Raw genomic sequence first — 19282 nt, 5'->3', positions numbered from 1 at the left:
TCTTGCACCGGCGCCGCGACTCGCGCGGCGCCGCCCCCTACGGCCGGCAACCCGTCCGCGCACTCCGGAGGCTTGCCTTATCTGTCGATGCGCTGAGGCCAGCTCAGCCGATGTTGTCGACCGCGGCCTTCGCGCGCGCGAGCGTCTGGTGCGCGGTGCCGTCGTTCTTCTCCAGCGTCGTCTTCAGCAGCTGGATGATGCTCCTGACCTCCTGCGAGGCGCTGTTCCAGCGTTGTTCCTTGCCGTGGTACTCCTCCGCGACACCATCCGCGGCGAAGTCCGACATCGCTGCCTTCACCTGCGCGTCACGCGCCGCGATCACCTGCTCCAGACGTGCGATCACCGCCTGGATGTTGCCCTGCGCCTCCGCCGACGCACCCGAGTCGTACGAACGACGGTCCATGCCAGCAGCCATCACAATCACTCCCCCTGAAAATCTGAGTTCATCTGTCGCAAGCGGACTGTCAGCGGCCCGAGAAGCGGGCCGCGTCGAAGTTCGCCGCCGACATCTGCGACCGGGCGTTGTCGGCCTGCTCCTGGTCGCCCGAGCCGAACGCTGTCTCCATGCCCGACTGTCCGCCCACAATCGCGGCCAGCGCACTGTTCAACGATGCCGTGATCTCGTCCGCGCGCGACTTGAACGAGTCGAACGCCGCCTTGCCCGACCCGTTGAACTTGCCCTCCAACGGCTGTGCTGCTTGCACGAGCTGGCGGATCAACGTCCCCAGTTCCGTGCTCGACCCCTGCGACTTCGACCTCAGGGTCGAGAGCGTCTGCGCCCCCATGTCGAACTTCATCAGGCTCCCCCCGCCAGATTTGACGATCGTTTGTACGGTCATGCCTATCAATTGCGAAGTCATTGGTGCAATCCGCAATCCCGATGCTATGCCCGAGGTCTGACAACGGCTCAAAACAGCCAGGAGCCCACCCACTTGCCAATGTCTGCAGGGTACTTGGCGCAGGGAGGTCCACGCGTACGTCCCCCTGTGCCAGGTGCCCTCACTCGCCTTTCATATGCCGCATCAGGCGCTCGAAGTCCTGCCAGCCCGACAGATCCAACGGGTCTCCAGGCAGCGCGTAGTACATCGCAGGGCGGGTCTTCGGACCGAGGGGGACAGGCGGCTTGGACAGTGGCGTCTTCCGGGCGCGGTCGCCGGGCATCTGGCGGACCTCCTCTGCGCCGAGCACGAAGGCCAGCGGGACACCGGGTCCCTCGAAGCGGGGTGGCACGGCCAGGTCCCGGCGGGCTTTGCGGATCTGGACGAGCATCGACAGCAGCCGGTGGCGGGTGGCGAGCACCTCCGCGGCCCTCGGAAGGGAGCCCACCGGCGGCTCCTCATCGGGGCCGTAGCCGAACATCAGCGTGACGTACTCCTCCACGCCCGCCTTCGTCCGGCTGACGCGCACCGTGGCCAGGCCCGGCCGTTCCGGGCTGCCGACCACCACGAACCAGGTCGGCTCGGGCGCCCGCTCGTAGGCGAGGTCGGTCATCTGGCGCGGGGACCAGGGGAGGTTGGCAGGCTCCGCGGTTCCCCACCCCGCCGGGGGCTCGCCGGTGAGTTCGCGCCATATCGACTCCAGTGCACCGCCGAGGACCAGACGTTCGTCTGCGGGGTGGACCGTGCGGAAGGTGATGGCCAGCTGCTGCTCGCCGGTGTCGGTGACCTCCTGGTAGGAGGCGGCGACCGGGGTGCGTGGGTCGTCGGCGGTCGCGTCCGCTGCCGCTACCGGTTGGAACATGTCGTCCTGCCAGCGCAGGACGGCTCCGGACTGTCCGTCGTAGTAGCCGTCCCGCTCGTCGCGCACGACCCAGCGGGACGGCCAGTTGCTCAGGCTGGCGCGAACGGCCGGGGAAAGCGTGGTTCCTGCCGGGGTGACGACCTGGAGGCCCAGCTCGCCGCCGGCGGCGGACTGGAACGCGTCCTGGAGCCAGGCCGTCATGGCCACCACCGGGCGGTCCTGGATGACGACGGCAACCTTGTCAGTAAGGACATCGACCGCGGGTTGCGCGGTGGCGGGCGTGGGCGCAACGCTCACACCGTCGGTCTTCACCACCGCCAGGGATTGCGCGGCCTCAGGCGGCCAGGCGGAGCCGTCGGCCAAGGCGGCCAGCCGGGCCGCGAAGGTGCCCGCGAGCCGCTCGGCTTCTTCCACACCGGTGGTGGCGCGGGCCTCTGTCCACCAGTACGGCACCGGTGGCGGGGTGGCTCCGAGCAGCCGCTCGGCCTCGCCCGCGACCTGCACGAGCAGCGGTGCTTCGACGGAGACGAGGGGGCGTCCCTCCTCGTCGCAGAGCCGCACGACGGCACCCTCGCCTGTCGTGTCCACTAGCTTGTCCGGGCCTCCGGAGAGCAGTCCCGCGAGCATGGCCGACGGGTCGGGCATGCGTTGGGTGAGGGCGATGACGTCCTTGGTCATGTGGTCGTCTGGTCCTTCGTCGTTCGGGGCATGGATGCGTACGTCTCGTGGTCCGCGTGGGCGGGAGAGCTCTCCTGAATGTCACGCGGGGGAGTACACAGTCTGGATCAGGCGGTTGGCCTGGCCCCTGCGGATAAGGACACCGCGGCCCGGCGGCTGCCAGGAGGCGTAGACGCCGGGGAACAGCTGGCCTTCCCCGCGGTCGCCGGCCATGAGGAGCGCGGAGGATCCCGACTCGCGCAGGCCCTGCACCAGGGGCTCGTAGATGCCGCGGGAGGCGCCTGCGACGCGGCGAGTGAGGACGAAGTGGAGGCCGATGTCCACCGCTGAAGGGATGTACGGCAGGAAGGGGGCCAGTGGTTCCTGGCCGGCGGTGGTCAGGACGTCGTAGTCGTCGACTAGGACCACGATCCGCGGGCCACCGCCCCAGCTGCCCGGTCCCAGGTCCTCAAGGCTTGCGCCATCATCGGGAAGCCGCTTGTCCAACTCGGTGCAGACCGCGGCGGCGAGGCCCGCGCACAGCTTGGCGTTGTACGCGTAGCCGCCGTTGAACTCCTCGGGGATCGCGCCACGCAGAGAGCGCCTGGGGTCCATGACGGCGAAGACCAGCTCGTCCTCGCTGTAGCGCTCGATCAGGCCGCCGGCGATGGTCTTGAGGAGGTTCGTCTTGCCGCATTCGCTGTCGCCCATGACCAGCAGGTGTTGGTCGTGCTGGAACAGGTCGAGCAGAACGGGGTCGAGGGCCTTCTGGTCCAGGCCGATGGGTACCCGCCGGGGTTCGGCGACCGGGCCCGGCAGGACGTGGGGCTCCAGAAGATGCGGCAGCACCCGCACCGGCTGGGCGACCTCGCCGCTCCAGGTGGCGCGGATCGACCGGGCCGCACGCTCCAGAACCGAGCCCAGGTCCCCGGTGTCAGCGAGCGAGTCCGTACGGGGAAGCGCGACCTGCGCGAAGAGCTTGCCGGCGGTCAGGACGCGGCCGGGCTCGTCGGGTGAAAGGGTCACTGCCAGCTTGCTGTCGATGCTGGACTCGCTGGGGTCGTTCAGCCGTAGCTCGACGCGGGTGCCGAAGTTCGACTGGACGGCGATGCGCACGTCGTTCCAGCGGAGCATGCCCGCAACGACGTGGATGCCGTAACCGCCGCCGCGTTGGAGGATGTCGGCGACGGCGTCCTCCAGCTCTTCGAAGTCGTCGCGCAGCGCGCCGAAGCCGTCGATGACGAGCACGATCTCGGCGGAGGCCAGCTGGGGCAGCCGGCCCGCCGCGTGCAGATCGCGCAGCTGTGAGATGGAGTCGATGCCGTGCTCGCGGAAGAGGTCCTCCCTGGCGGCGAGCATGGTTCGTACCTCGTCGACGGTGCGGGCCACCCGCTCACGGTCTACGCGACCTGCGACACCCCCGACGTGCGGCAGGCCCGCCACGGCCGCCAGGCCGCCGCCGACCAGGTCAAGGCAGTAGACGCCGACTTCCTGTGGGGTGTGGGTCAGCGCGAGGGAGAGGACGAGGGTGCGCAGGAGCGTGGTCTTGCCGGACTGCGGGCCCCCGATGACCGCAGCGTGGCCGCCCGCCACCGTCAGGTCCAGGTACCACTGGCCCTGCCACTGTCTGGCCGGATCGTCGAGCAGACCGAGAGGTACCTCCAGGGGGGCGCGGCGCCCCGCGAGCTGCATACCGCGTGTGCCGACATCCAGGGGGCCGGCGACCCTGTCCAGGGTGATCGCATCAGGGAGGGGCGGCAGCCAGATGCGGCGGACCGTACCGGCGGCGTTGGCCAGCTGCTCGACCATGATGCCCAGCTCGGTCGGCCCCATCTCGCGGCGCCGCATCGCGGGCTCCTGCGCGTCGGCATTCTCTCCAGTGGACAGGGTGTTGAAGGTGTCGTAGGGGAGGGCGAGGGGGGCGCTGTCCTCGTCGTCCGGGTGTTGCGCGGGGCCGCGGTAGGCGCCCGAGACGTAGCTTGCCTTGAAGCGGTCGTAGTGGCTGGTGTCGACCTTGAGGTAGCCGAATCCGGGCAGCGGGGGCAGGTGGAAGGCGTCCGTGGTGTCCAGGACCGTGCGGGATTCGTCGGCGGAGAAAGTGCGCAGGCCGAGCCGGTACGAGAGATAGGTGTCCAGGCCCTTGAGGTTGCCGCCCTCGATGCGCTGGCTGGACAGCAGTAGGTGCACCCCAATGGAGCGGCCGATGCGGCCGATGGACAGGAACAGGTCGATGAAGTCCGGCTTGGCGGTGAGCAGTTCACCGAACTCGTCGATGACGACGAACAGGTGCGGCAGCGGTTCGAGGTCGGACCGCTGGTGGGCGCGCAGCGCGGCATAGTCGCCGATGTCGGCGACGTTGCCCGCGTCCTTGAGGACCTGCTGGCGGCGCTTGACCTCGCCAGCGAGTGAGGCGTGGACGCGTTCGACGAGGCCGGCCTGGTTCTCCAGATTGGTGATGACACCAGCGACGTGCGGCAGGTCCGCGAACGGCGCGAAAGTCGCACCACCCTTGTAGTCGACGAGGACCAGGGCAAGGTCCTCCGGCGGGTGTGTGGCCACCAGGGCGAGAACGAGGGTGCGCAGGAGTTCCGACTTCCCGGAGCCGGTGGCGCCGACGCACAGGCCGTGCGGGCCCATGCCGAGCTCCGAGGACTCCTTCAGGTCCAGGAGCACCGGCTCGCGGGAGTCGTTAATGCCGATGGGCACGCGCAGGAAGGCCCGCTCGCCGCGTGGCGCCCACAGGTGCGACACGTCGAGCTGCGCCACGTCGTCGATGCCGAGCAGGTCGGCGAAGTCGACGGGCCCGGTCAGGGGTGCGTCGGCAAGCGATTCGGCGGACAGACGCAGCGGCGCAAGCATCCGGGCCAGGCCCTCGGCGAATGGGATGCCGGCCTCGTCCACGGTGCCGTGGGAGCCGACCGGCTGCTGCCCGCGCAGATCCTCGATGACGACCTGATCGCCGTCAACGGTGATGCGGACGCCGACGTGTCCGGGCTCCTGGACTCGCTGTTCGAGCAGGTGCAGGACTGTGACGCCCATCTCCCGCAGGCCGACCGCGTCGTCGGGACGCGGCAGGTCGACAGCGTCTTCGCCGTGTCCGTCGGCGACGACGAGCAGCCGGGAGATCATGGACAGGGCGTCATCGCCGGAGAGACCGCGGCGGACCTCGGCCGCATAGGACGCCCGGCGGCGCAGTTCGGGGCCGAGCAGCCGGGCGAGTTGGGGTGCGGAGGGTGCGATTCTGCGCGCGGCTACCGGGCCGTCGTACTGCTCGGTGTCGAGCAGGTGCGGCAGCCACTTGGCCCACTCCCAGTCGGCGAGCCGGTCGCCGGGCACGGCGAGTGCCATCGCCACGTCGTCGGGGGCGTGCAGGGCAGCGGTCTGGACGAGCAGGGCGCGCGCGAGGCGCAAGCAGTCCTCGCGGGGGCCGATGACGCTGATGTCCCCGACACGGTCGAGCGGGACGGTGAGGGGGAGTTCGGTGCCGGTGCGGAAGCGGCCCATCAGCGCCGACGCCTCGTTGAGCATGAAACGGTCGGGCGGGGTGAGGACCGATGAACCCTGTTGAGCGATCTCCAGATCCCGTACGGGCATCTCACCGGTGCCGACGCGCACGTGCAGGAAGTCACCGTCGACGCGGCGGCGCTCCCACAGGCGGGCCGGATCGCGCACGATGTCGTAGAGGGCAGCCGGCGGCGGGTTGAGGACCTCGGCGTGTTCGCCTCGCTCGCGCTCCTGGTCGGAGAGCTCCTCGCGCAGGTCCTCCAGATAGGCGAGATACGCCTCGCGCTGGGTGCGGCGGGTGCGCTGAGCCTTGCCGCGCTGCGAGAAGACGAGCGCGACGGAGCCGATGACAGTGACGACGAGGATGATGGCGCCGAGCCCGGCGAACTGACTGTTGCGTACGACCGTCATCATCACCACGGACGACATGACTCCGGCGACGGGCAGCAGCGACATCGCGATATTGCCCGACTTCCCTTCGGGGAGGTTGGGCGGGGCCTCGATGACTCGCGCCTCGGAGGCAGCCGGGGGGCGGGTGGTCCTGGCCGGGCGGTGTATCAGTCGGGTACTCATCGTCGTCCGTCATTCACGATCGGGCTCGGCATCTGGTCAGTGACGCTGCTGGGAGAGGGAAAGCTGGAAGACGTCCGCGGCAAGGCGAGCGACGGCTTCCCTGGTCGGGTGAGCCAGCAGTTCGGTATGCAGCCGGCCGCCGGCTGCCAAGTGCCGGTCATACGGAAGAACCTGAACGCTCACCCCTGTGGACCTGAGCATCTGGACAGCCTCGTCCAGATCGAGCCCTGAATGGGGCACCAATTCGGTAAGCACGACAACCGTCCCAGCCATCACATGCCGCGGCAGCCCCTGCATCCACTGCAGCACCGAATACGTACTGCGGATGCCCTCCGGCGTGGCAGGTGTGGTCAGAACACGGCCATGCGCGGCAGCCAGTGCGACCCGGGCGACTTCGGCGGGCAACGTCTCACAGTCGATGACCATCACACCGAAGTAGCGACGCAGCGCCACCACGACCCGCTCGTACGCCCGGCTGTCCAGCATCACACCGATCTGGCCCTGGCTGGCCGGCAGCAGCCAGGCATTGTTGGGCAGCTGGACGAGATAGCCGGTGACGTCGAGCAGTGACATGTTCGGCTGGACGATGTCCGCGATATCACTGGTGGTCCAGCGCAGCGACTCGGCGCCGAGCCGCAGGGGCAGCGAGCCAAGTGCCGGATCTGCCTCCAGGAAAAGGACCGGGTCCTGCCGGTAGTGCGCGTACGTGGTGCCGAGCAGCGCGGCGACGGTCGACTTGCCGGATCCACCCCGGATCGAGGTGATGGCGATCTGCCGGCCGGTCGTCACGGGCTGCTGGAGCACCTGGGCAGTGCGGGTGATCTCGGCGACCTCCCGCGCGGCTGACGACGAGAGCGTACGACGCAGAGCGCGTGCGCCACGCGCGGCAAAGGACTCACCGTGCTGCGGCTTGAGGCGCACCGCGCCGGCCAGGCCCTTGTCCGGTGCGGGCTGGGAGATGGGGGCACTTTGGGGCGGAGGGCCCGGGGCGTAGGCGGCCGGGGCCTGCTGCCCCTGTTCCGGGTACTCGGGCCGCTGCTGCCAGCTGCCCTGAGCGCCCGCCTGCTGCTCCTGCCCGTGATATGGGTAGCCAGCTTGCCCGGCCACACCACCCCGGGTGGCGAGGTTTGGCACCTGGGCATTCTGCGACGGCAGGTCCGGACCCGACGCGGAAGCGCGGTACGCCTGCCCGCCGGGTCCCTGCGCACCCTCACCCTGCTGGGTACCGCTTCTCAGGTCGCGCAGCACGTCACCCTGCCAGCCGTCACCGTTCGGCATGCCTGCCCTCCACCCCCACCCTGCTGCCCCGCCCGGAGCGCCTGCACGTCGATTCAGAACTGGTTGAGCAGCTGCCCGTACACCCCGAACACACCGAAGGCCAGGGGGAAGAGCCCCACCATGCCAATGGACTCGATCAGATCGCCTATGCGTCGCAGCCGCACCTGCACATGCTCGGGCACCTGCACCGCCAAAACGACCAGCGGCAGCACCGCAGCTGCACACAGCACAGCCAGCGGCCCGACGCGCCCTGCATGCTCCATCCACCACGTCACCAGGCGTACCACCAGGCACGACGCGGCAGCGAAGAGCGCAACAACCTCAGCGATCAGCGGGAAAGCCCGCGCCCTCGACGCAAGCACCACGACGACGAGCGATACCAGCGCCACGGCCCACACGGTCGGCTTTTCGGCCAGGGTGAGCAACCAGCCTGCAGAGGTTGCCGAGACTGCAGTGACGATCGTCGAGAGAGCCAGGCCGCGATGGGTCCCCGCGAGCGCGGTACCCACCTGGTGACGGGTGACAGAGATACCGCCCGAGCGCCGGTCATCGAGCGCGGTAAGTCCCGACGCCATCAGAGCCAGGCGCGGCAGCAGACCGAGCACCACCAGCGAGAAGACACCCATGACGGCACCGAGCCGGGCAGGATCACCCTGAACGGCGGCAACCGCCTCCCACACAGCGGCGATCGTGGCCGTCGTGACGGCGCCAACGAGCCCGCCCTTGCCGAGTGGCGAGAAGTAACCGAGGAACACCAGCGTCAAGACCAGCGCACCCGCCACCGCAGCGAGCCGCGCGGTACCCGGCCAGCCGTAGGCATCGGCGGCCGTCCACGCGGTGAGAACGCCAATCCCGCCGGAGGAGACCAGGAGCGCGGTCGCCAGCCCCCGGTTTCCTCGTCCGATCCTGGCCACGAGCGCACCGGCCGCCAGGAGGACGAGCGCGATAGCTGAGAGAACACCGACCAGGGCGCCGAGCGGGAACTCACGACGGGCGAGCAGCGCGGCGATCACTGCGAAGGCGACGGTCGCCGCACCCGCGCAGGCCCGGCGGGCGACGGGGCGCCAGCGCCAAGCCCGCAAGTCGAGGTCGTCAGCCACCTGATCAGTGACGTCGTGCACTACGGGGGCGGGCGGCGCAGAATGCGTCGTGACGAGCCGGAGCACGGTGCCGTCGGCTATCCCGGCCGATGCCAGCGTGCTGTCGTGCGGCAGGACGGAGCCGTCGGATGTCATCAACTGCCGTGACATCGGGCGCGATGCGGGCCGGTCGTCCAACAGCTGCAGGACATCCGGGATCAACTGCCCTACGGGCGTATCGGCGCGCAGGACGACATCCGCCCGGCGTCGCTCGCCGACCAAGGTCACTCGGCTCAGTTGCGCCTGAGAAGCCGTTGCTCTGCTCACCACTTACGGGAACCTATCATCGCGGCGTTGACCCACCCTTGGGCCGAACTGGACATGCCTGTGCGTCCGACTTCCATACCGTCCTGTGCCAAGGAACCCTTCTCCCGCCACGGGGAGCTCTTCGCGTATCTCCCGGGAAACCTGCAAACTCTGTCCGAATCTCATCTGTGGACTCCTAGGGCTTCCCCGATCGCGTCGGCTGCTCGTACTGCTGCACCTGCCGCTGCTGCTTCTCCTGCTCAGCCTTCTGCTGCGCCAGCGTGTGCTGAAGGAAGGACCACCCGACACACCCCGCGCACAGGACAGCGGTGATAGCGATCCCCGCGAACAACTTCCCGAGCCGCTCATCCGCCGTACGCCGCCCCCGCTGCGCGCCGAACAACAGCGCATCCCGCATCCTGCGCCGGCGTACTGCTACTGATTCCAGCAGCTGACCGTCGTAATCCCGCGCCATTTCCTCGTCCGTCGTTTGAAGCCGCCTGCCGCACTCGCCATGGTCGATGAGCCCTCGGTCATTGGCGGCCATACGTGTGCCGTTGCTCCGAGACCCTCATGCATGATGGCGCACTTCTGTGCCTGCCGTCGTCCGGCTTGGCTCGTCGGGCAGCGTCATGCACCTGGCCGAAGCGGTGCATGGCGGGGCGACTCCAGATTTTCAGCGACCAGCCAGCACGTGTCCCGATGGTCCGGTCGACGCGACCACCGAAGCGTGCTCCGTGAGCCCGATTCCGGGCAGTGGGGCGGGTGAACCGGGGAGCCCGCCGCCGGGGGAGCCAACAGCACGTGTACGAGTGGGAGAAGCCGATCGCACGCTCGACCGCGTACTGACTCAGGTGCCGACCGCTCATAAGTCAGTGTGGGGTCCCCGTTGGCTGTGCCTGCCAGACAGCGCGGTCCATCGAATGCCAGGCGCATGACGGCGCACCATTGTCCTGGCACGGGATTGAACCTCCTTGATCTGCCGGGGACCGCGCTATCTATCAGCAAATCCCGGCCTCACCAAACCCGCGATTCTCTGGATCCTGGTGCTCCCCGGGGGCGGTGTCCTGTACTGCGCCTCGCGGGGACGGTGGGAGATCAAAGGCCCGCCCTGACCCACGACGTTTCATCGGGAGATTCGCGATGCGCAACCACATACAGCCCACTGTCGAGGCAGCGTTCATGAACGTACAGGACACGGCGAGGTACATGGGCATCTCGATGAACACTCTGTACGTCTGGCGCCACCGGCGGCAGGGACCGCCCAGTTTCCGCTTGGGCCCCGGTGGGCGGGTCATGTATCGCCGAGACCTGCTGGATGCGTGGCTGACGGAACAGCAGAATGCCGATTCGCGATCGAACCCGGCTCTCAATCCGGTGCGCAAGGCGCCGCAGCAGCGTCATGCGCGTCGCGCTGCTTAACCGCAAGAGGTGTCTGGTGTGGCTGGGCGTCCGCGGATGCCCTGTCCGTAGGACAAAAGTTGAAGACGTCAGCTGCATGCGGAATTTGATGCGCACAAAGGTCGTCTGTGTGTGTTGTGCAGCGCAGGGAGGCGCTGAGCGAGCCAGCTGCTGGAGCAAACGGAGGTCTGTCATGGCGGGGTACATAGAGGACAGGTGGCTCAAGAAGCGACCGAACAAGGAGACGGGCAAGCGCGAGCGAACGGCGCTGTGGGGGAAATGCACCCGCTACCGGGTCAAGGGTATTCCGGGCGTGCGCGACCGCTCGTTCGAGACGGTCGCGGATGCCAAAGCATGGCTGGCCGAGACGCAGACGGACTCGCGCCGCGGTGACTTCATCGATCCGCGCGATGGTGATATCACCGTGCGCGAGTACGTCGAAAAGCATTGGTGGCCGGCTCAGATACACCCAGCCCAGACGCTGGAGAGCATGGAGTACCGGATCTGGGGACAGGTGCTACCTCACCTCGGCGAACTGGCTCTCCGCGATGTCGGCGTCGCCGAGCTGCGGAAGTGGTCAGCTGACGTGCAACGCGAAGTCGGCTCGGGCACGGCGTACACCGCATGGGTGTACCTGAAGGCGATCATGCAGGCTGCCGTCGAGGACAAACGACTCTTCCGTAACCCGTGCAAGGGCAACAGTACGATCAAGCCGCCCAAGAAGCCCGAGCGGAGGGCGCGCTCCTGGACGCAGGAGCGCGTCGATGCGGTGCGGGCGGAACTCCCTAAGCGGTATCGGATCGCAGCTGACCTCGGCGTCGGGTGCGGGCTGCGACAAGGGGAAGCCTTCGCGTTCGCGCCTGGTGACGTGCAGGGGGAGTCCATTCACATAGCGCGGCAGATTCTGCGGTACAAGTCGCAGCTCTACTTCGGTCCACCGAAGGGCGGCAAGGAGCGCGATGCCCCCGTGACCAAGGCCCTGGCCAAGCGGCTGCTGGCGCACCAGGAGCAGTTCGAGGCGATCGAGGTGACCCTGCCGTGGCTCGATCCCGAGGAGCCCGACGTTCCCAGGGATGAGCGCCGCAAAGTGACTGTGCCGTTGCTGGTCACCACAACCCGTGGCGGAGCAATCAACCGGACCACGTGGAACACGAAGTCTTGGAAGCCAGCTCTGGCTAAGGCCGGGGTGATCCCCCCTCTTCCGAAGCAGGAGAAGGGCAAGAAGGCCACGCGCGTGTGGGAGCCGAGCCGGGAGCACGGCTTTCACGTCCTGCGTCATACTTACGCCTCGGTGATGCTCGAGGCGGGTGAGTCGATCGTGTCGCTGGCGAAGTGGCTCGGTCACTCCGATCCGGCGTTCACCCTCCGGACCTACACACACTTCATGCCGGAGGCCGGAGCGCGCGGCCTTGCCGCCATCGAAGCGTGGTTCGGAGATCTTGACTGAAAGTCCCTGAGAAGTCCCTGGGAGCGCAACCGAAGCCGTCTGGGCGGCAAACTAGCAGGTCAGAGCCTGATCCACTCCTCAGCGGGACAAAACCCGGCGTACAGGCCGACTCGTCCGCCATTACTACCCTGAACTGGGGAATGCCCTGGTCGAGGCCGTTGTGCGTCCATCGGGACTTCCTGCCCTGACCTGCGGCTTCCCGGGAGTTCCCGTGGGGATGTGCACGGGTTGTGCTCGAGTCTGTCGGGGCCCGCAGGCGCGGGCCTGTCGGCTGACGACGCTGCGATGCGCGAACCGGGCGGGACCGTGGGCTGCGGGCCGGCGATCCACGGCCCGCGATTGGGCTCGGCGCGGCACGCAGGCCCGGACTCTTGGCGGGGTGCGACCGCTGGGGGGCAACGCCCTGCGGTCTTTTGGCGGGTGGGGCGCCACGGCCGGCGAGCGCCCGGGTGGTGGCGACGCGCGGCTTGGCCGCAGGTTCGAGTCCCCGGCAGCAGCCGAAAACAAGGGCTGGTCGTGCCGGACTCCCTGTGAACTGTGGGGATTCGCTCGTCGTGACAATGTCGGCACATCTACCGAAGACGCGTGTCGGCTGATGTCGTGATGGCGCTACTCCGAACTGGCTTGCCCTGTGCCGGTTCGAACCCTTGGCAGGATCGAACCTGTGCACACGGCTCCGGAGAGCGGACGGTTCCCAAGCGGTTTCGCAGGTCAGACGGTTATCTGGGAAACCGTCAGGCTGACAGTCCGGCGTATGTTCCGCGACTTAGAAAAATCCCACTTTCTCCTGTAGGCGGGGGGATCTTGAGGTTGGTGACGCATCTGCCAGTGCGGAGAGAACGTCCCGGGGCGGAGGTGAGCGCCGTAGCCTCTCCGGGGGCGAGGCCGGTGGTGCTGACTGGTCCAGATCGGTGGCGAGCAGGCCTTGGCCGCTCCGGGCTCCCCGCCCCGCCGGAGGGCATAGGCCACGTCGCCATGCCGGAAACGTTGACGGGGCCGGCTTGTGGGGTCTCCCGGCACTCGCCCGGGGCGGCTCACGGTCGGATCGCAGGCCCGCGAAGCGGTGCACGTCGCAGGTTGACACGCAGTCAATTGCCTTGATTGCATTCCCGGTTGCACAGCTTTGGCTAATGGTGGGGGATAGGTAGCGTGGCGCTCGACAATCCGGACCTCAAAGATGTACTCAAGGACGTCGCGTCCGGTGCCCTTCAGCTGCCGGACTTCCAGCGAGACTGGAAGTGGGACGACGAGCGCATCAGAGCGCTCATCGCGACGGTGACGCTCAAGTATCCGCTTGGCGTGGTTATGTCGCTCCACACCGGTGGTACGTCCCCGTTCAAGGCGCGGGCGCTCAAGGGCGCAGAACCTGGTGAAGGCAATACGCCGGACCTGTTGCTACTGGATGGGCAGCAGCGGCTCACCTCCCTCTTCCAGGCGCTTCATCAGGACCGTCCGGTAGAAACACGGGACACCCGCGGCAAGGACATGAAGTGCTGGTACTACGTTGACATCGCCAAGGCGGTCGGATCGCCTGCCGACCGCGACGACGCGATTGTGTCTGTGCCTGAGGACCGCACCCTCAAGCGGGATTTCGCTCGCACGGTGGTGCTCGATCTGACGACGACCGAGCGTGAATGTGCGGCAGGGTACTTTCCGCTCCACTTCGTCTTCGACACGCATCGAGTGGGCTCCTGGCAGCAGGAGTTCGTGCGAGATCCGGCCAACTGGCCTCTGTGGATGCAATTTCAGGAGCAGGTCCTGCACAACATGCTGTCGTTCGACGTGCCGATGATCAAACTCGCGGCCACTACGACCACGGACGCGGTATGCGCGGTGTTCGAGCGAGTGAACACTGGTGGTGTGCCATTGAATGTCTTCGAGCTGCTCACGGCCACCTATGCGGGAAACCAGGATCACGTCGTCCAGTACGGGGACTATTACCGACTTCCGGACGAGTGGCAGCAGATCAAGCAGGTGCTGACGTCCGCGTACCCCGTGTTCGGTCGGCCGGAGGACGGGCCGGATGATGGGCTGAGCAGCAGCGACTTCCTTCAAGCTGTCTCTCTGGTCCGCACCTGGGAGGCCAAGCAGGCCGGAGCGGGCACGGCTGTGTCATGCAAGCGTCGAGACCTGCTGAATCTGCCACTGGCGGACTTCCGCCGGCTGGCACCGCGGGTAGCGGCAGCCTTCGGATGGGTGGGCAGTTTCCTGGAGCGTCAGTCCATCGTCCGAACAGGCGATCTTCCGTACCGTACCCAGTTGGTGCCGCTTGCCGCGGTGCGTGCACTCATTGGCGAGGAGACGGACATCCCGGGAGCCGATGAGCAGATCACTCAGTGGTACTGGTGTGGTGTCCTTGGCGAGATGTATGGCGGCTCGCTGGAGACCCGCTTCACCCGCGATGTCGAGCAGCTGATCGCCTGGATGCGGGGGGAGGCTGCCGCCGCCCCCGACACGGTTGTAGAGGCGGCATTTCTCGAGGACCGGCTGGACACTCTGACCACCCGTAACAGCGCCGCATACAAGGGAATCTACGCTCTGCTGATCAGGCAAGGAGCCGTGGACTGGTATTTCACCGACAGCCCACTCACCCCGGGACAACTGGTCGAGCACGCTGTGGACGTACGGCTGATCTACCCGAAGGCGTGGATTGCCAAGAATCATCCGACATGGGCTTCGTGTGCCACCTCGATCGTCAACAAGACGCCGTTGTCACTCAGGGCCAGCAAGAGCATGACTGGGCCGCCCACCGCATACCTCAAGATGCTGTCGCTGGAATCGGGCATGCGCCCCGAATGGTTCGAGGATGTCGTGGCCACCCACCTTGTCGATGTGAACGCGCTTCTCGAGGATGACTTCATTCGCTTCTATGAGAACCGCGCCAAGCGGCTTCTGGACCTGGTGATGGCGGCCATGGGCAAGCGCACCGTCGTCCGTGACGCGGCGGAATGGTGAGCGCAGCCATGCCACAGAATCCCAGCGAGGAGCAACTCCTCGCCCTGAAAGGCAAGCAGATTCCCGTCCTGGAGCTTCTTACTCTCTTCGGTACTCGCCTGCGGAACGATTTGACGGTCCCGCGCGTCGAGCAGGCACTCAAGGACGCCGGCTTGACCACCCTGCCGTACTTCGGCACATGCAACCACGCTGCCGACATCCAGGTCGTGGCGTGGCAGCAGCCGGCGCCGCAGGAGTCGGCTGAGGCAACCGCTGATGAGGCTGCTGAAGACGCCGGGGAAATGCCCGCTGGGGGGCTGCCGGCGCGACCTCTGCGGATCGGAGACATCCCGTCCGCAGTGGGTGGGCTGTTCTCTGTGACGCCGGAGACAGCACTGACTCAGGTGACCTACCTGATGCGAACGAAGAAGTACTCCCAGATTCCCGTCATCGAGGGGGGAGCGACGCTTCATGGCGTCGTCACCTGGAGCTCGGTCGCAAAGGTGTACGAGACCACGTCCGCCGCCGTCCTAGCGGAGGCGATGGTGGAGGACCCGCCTGTCGTCGAGGTGCATCACGACTTCTTCTCGCTGCTTCCTCGGGTCAGCGAAGATGGTTATCTTCTGGTCAGGGCGAATAATGGCACCTTCAGCGGGATCGTGACGGCCGCCGACATCACCCAGCGTTTCGAGACGACGGCCTGGCCGTTCTTCGTCGTAGGGGAGATCGAGTCCCGGCTGCGGAAATGCCTCGGTACGAAGATCAGCGAAGACGCCATTCGCGCGGTGCAGGGGCCCCAGGCCAACAAGCAAACCGGTCTGATCACCGATCTGATGTTCAGCGGCTATGTGAAGTTGCTCGATGGTGACCAGCAAAACCCTGCCCTCCGCACTCGGTCGAACGACAATTGGCAGGCGCTCGGCTGGCCGGGAGTAGACCGGGTCCAGTTCGTGCGCCAGCTCGACCGGGTACGCGTGATCCGTAACGGCATCGCGCACTTCGACGCCGAGCCGCTGACTGCGAGACTATGCAGAGAGCTTCGGGAGTTCGTCGGGCTGCTCCGGCAGATCACCTGATTCAGAGTGCCGGGCGACCACGTGGTGGCCCAGCCGAGGTTCTCACCTCAGCCCGAACCGGCCCCACAGCAGTACCGGCTCCAGCCGCAGCGTCCGTAAAGGGCCTGGGCCCCGTCGTAGTCTTGCAACCGCCGCAGTACTCCCCGAATTCGGCCGCCCCCGAGTCGGGACCCGGCCGGGGATGGCTAAAGCCGTGGAGACGACTGGCCTTAGACCATGTCCTATGTGGTCAGTCGGAGGAGTCGCTTGTAGCTGCAGAGGGTGGCGGCGAGGCCGAGGAAGGCCAGGTAGTTGCGGGGGTGTCGTTCGTAGCGGTGGTTGAGTTCGGCGGTAGCCGGTCAGCCAGGCCATGGTGCGTTCGATGACCCAACGGCGGCGCCCTAATCGTTCGCTGGAATCGACTCCTTTACGGGCGATGCGCACGCCGATGTGCTTGCCCCAGAGTCATTTCCGCAGGTGGGGTACGTCGTACGCCTTGTCCGCATGCAGGCGCTGGGGCTTGAAGTGCCGACCGCGGTGGGGGTCGTGTCTCGTTTGGTGGCCCTGAAGCATGGGCTTCAGGGCTTGGCTGTCGTGGGTGTTCGCGGCGGAGAGGCCGACAAGTAGGGGCAGTCCGTTCGCGTCCGACAGGACGTGCATCTTGGAACCCGGCTTGCCCCGGTCCACGGGGCTCGGGCCTGTGAGTTCGCCCCTTTTTTAGCCCTGACGTGCGCGGAGTCGAGCACGGCGCGGGACAGGTCGAGCAGGCCGGCGTCGTCCAGGCGGTGCAGGATCTCCTCGTGGAGCCGCCCCCAGACGCCGGCTCTTGACCAGATCAGGAACCTGCGGTGGGCGGTCGACTTCGAAATCCCGAAGCACGGTGGCAATGCCCGCCAGGCGCAGCCGCTGACCAGCACGTAGATGATCGCGGCGAACAGCGTCTCATCAGGCGTGTCCTGTGTCCCGCCGCCCTGCGGTCGCACTTTCGACGGCGGGATCAGCGGCTCCGCGATCTCCCACAAACCGTCCGGAACAATCCAACTCCACGTACCCCGCCCCATGCGCAGTCCAACGAACCAAACCCACATAGGACACACTCTTAGCCACGATCCCTGCTGACGATATAGCTGATTGCTGAACGCGCAGGACGGCCACTGGCCGGGCTGAAGCGGGGTGGAGGCAGCGCAGGTATGGCGGGGCCGGGCATGCTCGCAGCGGGCGTGAACGAGCCGCCTACTACGCGCTCCCGCTCTGGTATCCGACCCAGCGTCTCCACGGTTGGGCCGGAGTTCGACCCGCGGCGGCAGCCCTTCCGCGTCCCAACCGGAGCCCCACCACCGTCGTGGGCATCGATCCTCCTCCGGTTCTCGACCCGGACCGTACCGGGCCCCCAGGCGGCGGGCTTCCGTTCAACCAAACCGGGAGTACAGGCTCGAACAGCCGGCGGATGCGTCAGCGGAGCGTGGTGCGTGGGGGCTGGGTTCTGGTATCCGGACGGCGAGAGCCAGGGAGGCGCTGGGGTGGAGAGGGCGGTGTTTCTGGGTCGAGGACGACAGCGCCGGCTTCGCGGGCCAGGAGACGGTGCGTGCCTTCCCAGGTGCGTGTTGTGCTGCGGTCCCGGCGCTCTTCCCAGCGTTCCTGGAGACGCATGCCGGTGAAGATCGCGAAGGCGCAGAGGAGGATGGTCACGATCAGTGCGTAGATCGGGGTGTAGTGGTCGTCGAACATAGATCGGTGTTCGTCGACTTGGCGGGCGTTGATGCCGAAGAAGCCGAAGAGCAGGCCGAGGGTTCCGCTGACGGTGGTGACGAAGGTGACGGCGACGACGGTGCGGACGCGGCGGCGGTCGGCGGCGCGCCGACTACGGCGGCAGCTTGTTCTCCCTCGCCGGACTTCCACACGTCGGAGGCGTCGCGTCACGGCTGGAGGCCGGCAAGCTGCGGCGGAGCGTTGCCGAGGTGATGGGCATCCTCCGTGAGCGGGAGGAGTTCTTCCACGCCCACCACATCGACTCCATGCAGACGTACCGCGCACGCCGCGCGGGTGGCCATTACGACGACCATCTGTGGGGCGATGTCTTCCTGGTCATCGACGGCTGGGCCGCGTCCAAACGTGAGTGGGAGAACCTGGTCCCCGACATAGAAGCTCTGGCCCTGCGCGGTCTCGCCTATGGTGTCCACCTCATCGTCGTGGCTACCCGGTACAACGAGATGCGGCCTGCGCTCACCGACCAGTTCGGCGCTCGCCTGGAACTGCGCCTGGCGGACCCGCTCGATTCCGCACACGACCGCAAACGCGCCCGTAACATCCCCATCAACCGTCCCGGTTATGGCCTCGCAGCAGGAGGACTCCACTTCGTCACCGCTTTACCCCACCTCGACAACCCCAACTTCGACACCGTGGAGAGCCCGGCATGGAGCAGCGAGCAGCTTGTGGCGCAGATCGAGGCTCACTGGGCCGGGCCAGTGTGCCCACCCGTCCGGATGCTTCCCGATCGGCTGTCCGCGGACGACCTGCCCAAGGCCAACGAAACGCTTGAGCTCGGCTGCGCCATCGGGGTCGAGGAAGCCACCCTCTCCCCGGTGTACGTCAATCTCGACACCGACCCGCTGCTGGTCATCTACGGCGAGAGCGAATCAGGAAAGTCCGCACTCCTGCGCCTGATCGCTCAGCGCATTGCCGACCAGCGTCAGCCGCATGAAGCGCTGCTGCTGGTCGGCGACTACCGGCGCGGCCTGTTCGGGCATCTTCCTGAGGACTACGTCCTGCACTATGCGCCGGCCGTTGGTTCCCTGGAACAGGGGCTGGCGCAGCTCGGCCCCCTGCTGGGCACTCGCATGCCCACCGAAGACACGACTGCCGAACAGATGCGTGCCCGTAGCTGGTGGCAGGGGCCTGAGGTCTTCGTCGTCATCGACGACTACGACCTGGTCGCCCTGCCCTCAGGCAACCCGCTCGAGGCCATCGCCGAGTACCTGCCCTACGCCGGCGACATCGGACTGCGCGTCATCGTGGCCCGCTCCACGGCAGGCGCCGCCCGTGCGACCTTCGAACCCGTCACCCGACGTCTCAAAGAACTCGGCGCCCAAGGGATCATCCTCTCCGGCGACCCCGAAGAAGGACCGCTCATCGGCGCTACCAAGGCCACGCCCATGCCCCCGGGCCGGGCGCAGTTCGTTCCCCGCCGGGGTCCCACCGGGCTCGTGCAGATCGGCTTCCTCCCAGCGGCCTCGTGAGCCTTGCCGAAGGTCACCACCCGGTTCATGTGTCGGATGGCGTCCGGCAGGTCTGTTCGGAACTGCTGTAGC

13 protein-coding genes and 1 pseudogene are annotated in these 19282 nt (G+C 67.2%); 5 read left to right on the top strand and 9 right to left on the bottom strand.

The window, feature by feature from the left end; genetic code table 11:
• Positions 1-103: 103 nt before the first annotated feature.
• From ACGFR7_RS13510 to ACGFR7_RS13480, 7 genes are all read right to left on the bottom strand, one after another.
• Positions 104-415 (bottom strand): pore-forming ESAT-6 family protein, encoded by a 312-nt coding sequence (locus tag ACGFR7_RS13510; protein ID WP_366574605.1) that lies wholly within the window; start codon positions 413-415, stop codon positions 104-106.
• 49 nt (positions 416-464) lie between these two features.
• Positions 465-797, bottom strand: a complete 333-nt coding sequence (locus tag ACGFR7_RS13505) for a hypothetical protein (RefSeq protein WP_393317438.1) — start codon at positions 795-797, stop codon at positions 465-467.
• Between the two features lie 202 nt (positions 798-999).
• A complete protein-coding gene (locus tag ACGFR7_RS13500; protein WP_393317436.1) occupies positions 1000-2418 on the bottom strand; it encodes a DUF6177 family protein in 1419 nt (472 codons plus the stop codon).
• Positions 2419-2499: 81 nt separating this feature from the next.
• A complete protein-coding gene (eccCa, locus tag ACGFR7_RS13495) occupies positions 2500-6474 on the bottom strand; it encodes a type VII secretion protein EccCa (RefSeq protein ID WP_393317434.1) in 3975 nt (1324 codons plus the stop codon).
• Positions 6475-6510: 36 nt separating this feature from the next.
• Positions 6511-7752, bottom strand: coding sequence for a MinD/ParA family protein (locus ACGFR7_RS13490; RefSeq protein WP_393317431.1), 1242 nt, complete (start codon positions 7750-7752; stop codon positions 6511-6513).
• 53 nt (positions 7753-7805) lie between these two features.
• Positions 7806-9161, bottom strand: a complete 1356-nt coding sequence (gene eccD / locus ACGFR7_RS13485) for a type VII secretion integral membrane protein EccD (protein WP_393317428.1) — start codon at positions 9159-9161, stop codon at positions 7806-7808.
• Between the two features lie 172 nt (positions 9162-9333).
• On the bottom strand, positions 9334-9612 hold the full coding sequence (locus tag ACGFR7_RS13480) for a hypothetical protein (RefSeq protein ID WP_366574706.1): 279 nt from the start codon (positions 9610-9612) through the stop codon (positions 9334-9336).
• Between the two features lie 668 nt (positions 9613-10280).
• Between ACGFR7_RS13480 and ACGFR7_RS13475 the strand changes: the two genes are divergently transcribed.
• The 4 genes from ACGFR7_RS13475 to ACGFR7_RS13460 all read left to right on the top strand — a co-directional run bounded on the left by ACGFR7_RS13475 (position 10281) and on the right by ACGFR7_RS13460 (position 15995).
• The gene (locus ACGFR7_RS13475) at positions 10281-10559 is read left to right on the top strand and encodes a helix-turn-helix domain-containing protein (protein WP_393317425.1); all 279 of its coding nucleotides are present in this window, start codon (positions 10281-10283) and stop codon (positions 10557-10559) included.
• Positions 10560-10731: 172 nt separating this feature from the next.
• Positions 10732-11985 carry a tyrosine-type recombinase/integrase gene (locus ACGFR7_RS13470; RefSeq protein ID WP_393317422.1) on the top strand — a complete coding sequence of 418 codons (1254 nt, stop codon included), beginning with the start codon at positions 10732-10734 and terminating at the stop codon, positions 11983-11985.
• A 1149-nt stretch (positions 11986-13134) separates the two neighbouring features.
• Positions 13135-14940: a DUF262 domain-containing protein gene (locus ACGFR7_RS13465; RefSeq protein ID WP_393317419.1), complete on the top strand. Its 1806-nt coding sequence runs from the start codon at positions 13135-13137 to the stop codon at positions 14938-14940.
• Positions 14941-14948: 8 nt separating this feature from the next.
• Entirely contained in the window at positions 14949-15995 is a 1047-nt protein-coding gene (locus ACGFR7_RS13460; RefSeq protein ID WP_393317416.1) for a CBS domain-containing protein, read from the top strand.
• Between the two features lie 221 nt (positions 15996-16216).
• Here the strand turns inward: ACGFR7_RS13460 and ACGFR7_RS13455 are convergent.
• Both ACGFR7_RS13455 and ACGFR7_RS13450 read right to left on the bottom strand, forming a co-directional pair.
• A pseudogene (locus ACGFR7_RS13455) lies at positions 16217-17035 on the bottom strand (IS5 family transposase).
• A gap of 391 nt (positions 17036-17426) precedes the next feature.
• Positions 17427-17873 (bottom strand): hypothetical protein, encoded by a 447-nt coding sequence (locus ACGFR7_RS13450; protein WP_393317413.1) that lies wholly within the window; start codon positions 17871-17873, stop codon positions 17427-17429.
• On the opposite strand from ACGFR7_RS13450, the gene eccCb reads away from it, so the two are divergent.
• Positions 17849-19210: a type VII secretion protein EccCb gene (gene eccCb, locus ACGFR7_RS13445; protein WP_393317410.1), complete on the top strand. Its 1362-nt coding sequence runs from the start codon at positions 17849-17851 to the stop codon at positions 19208-19210. The two genes, ACGFR7_RS13450 and eccCb, sit on opposite strands and share 25 nt — an antisense overlap.
• Positions 19211-19282 lie beyond the last annotated feature (72 nt).

The organism is Streptomyces sp. NPDC048516 (assembly GCF_043199875.1).
GTDB lineage: Bacteria > Actinomycetota > Actinomycetes > Streptomycetales > Streptomycetaceae > Streptomyces.
Note: the sequence above shows the minus strand (reverse complement) of the source record. Positions and strands in the feature narration are given on the sequence as shown.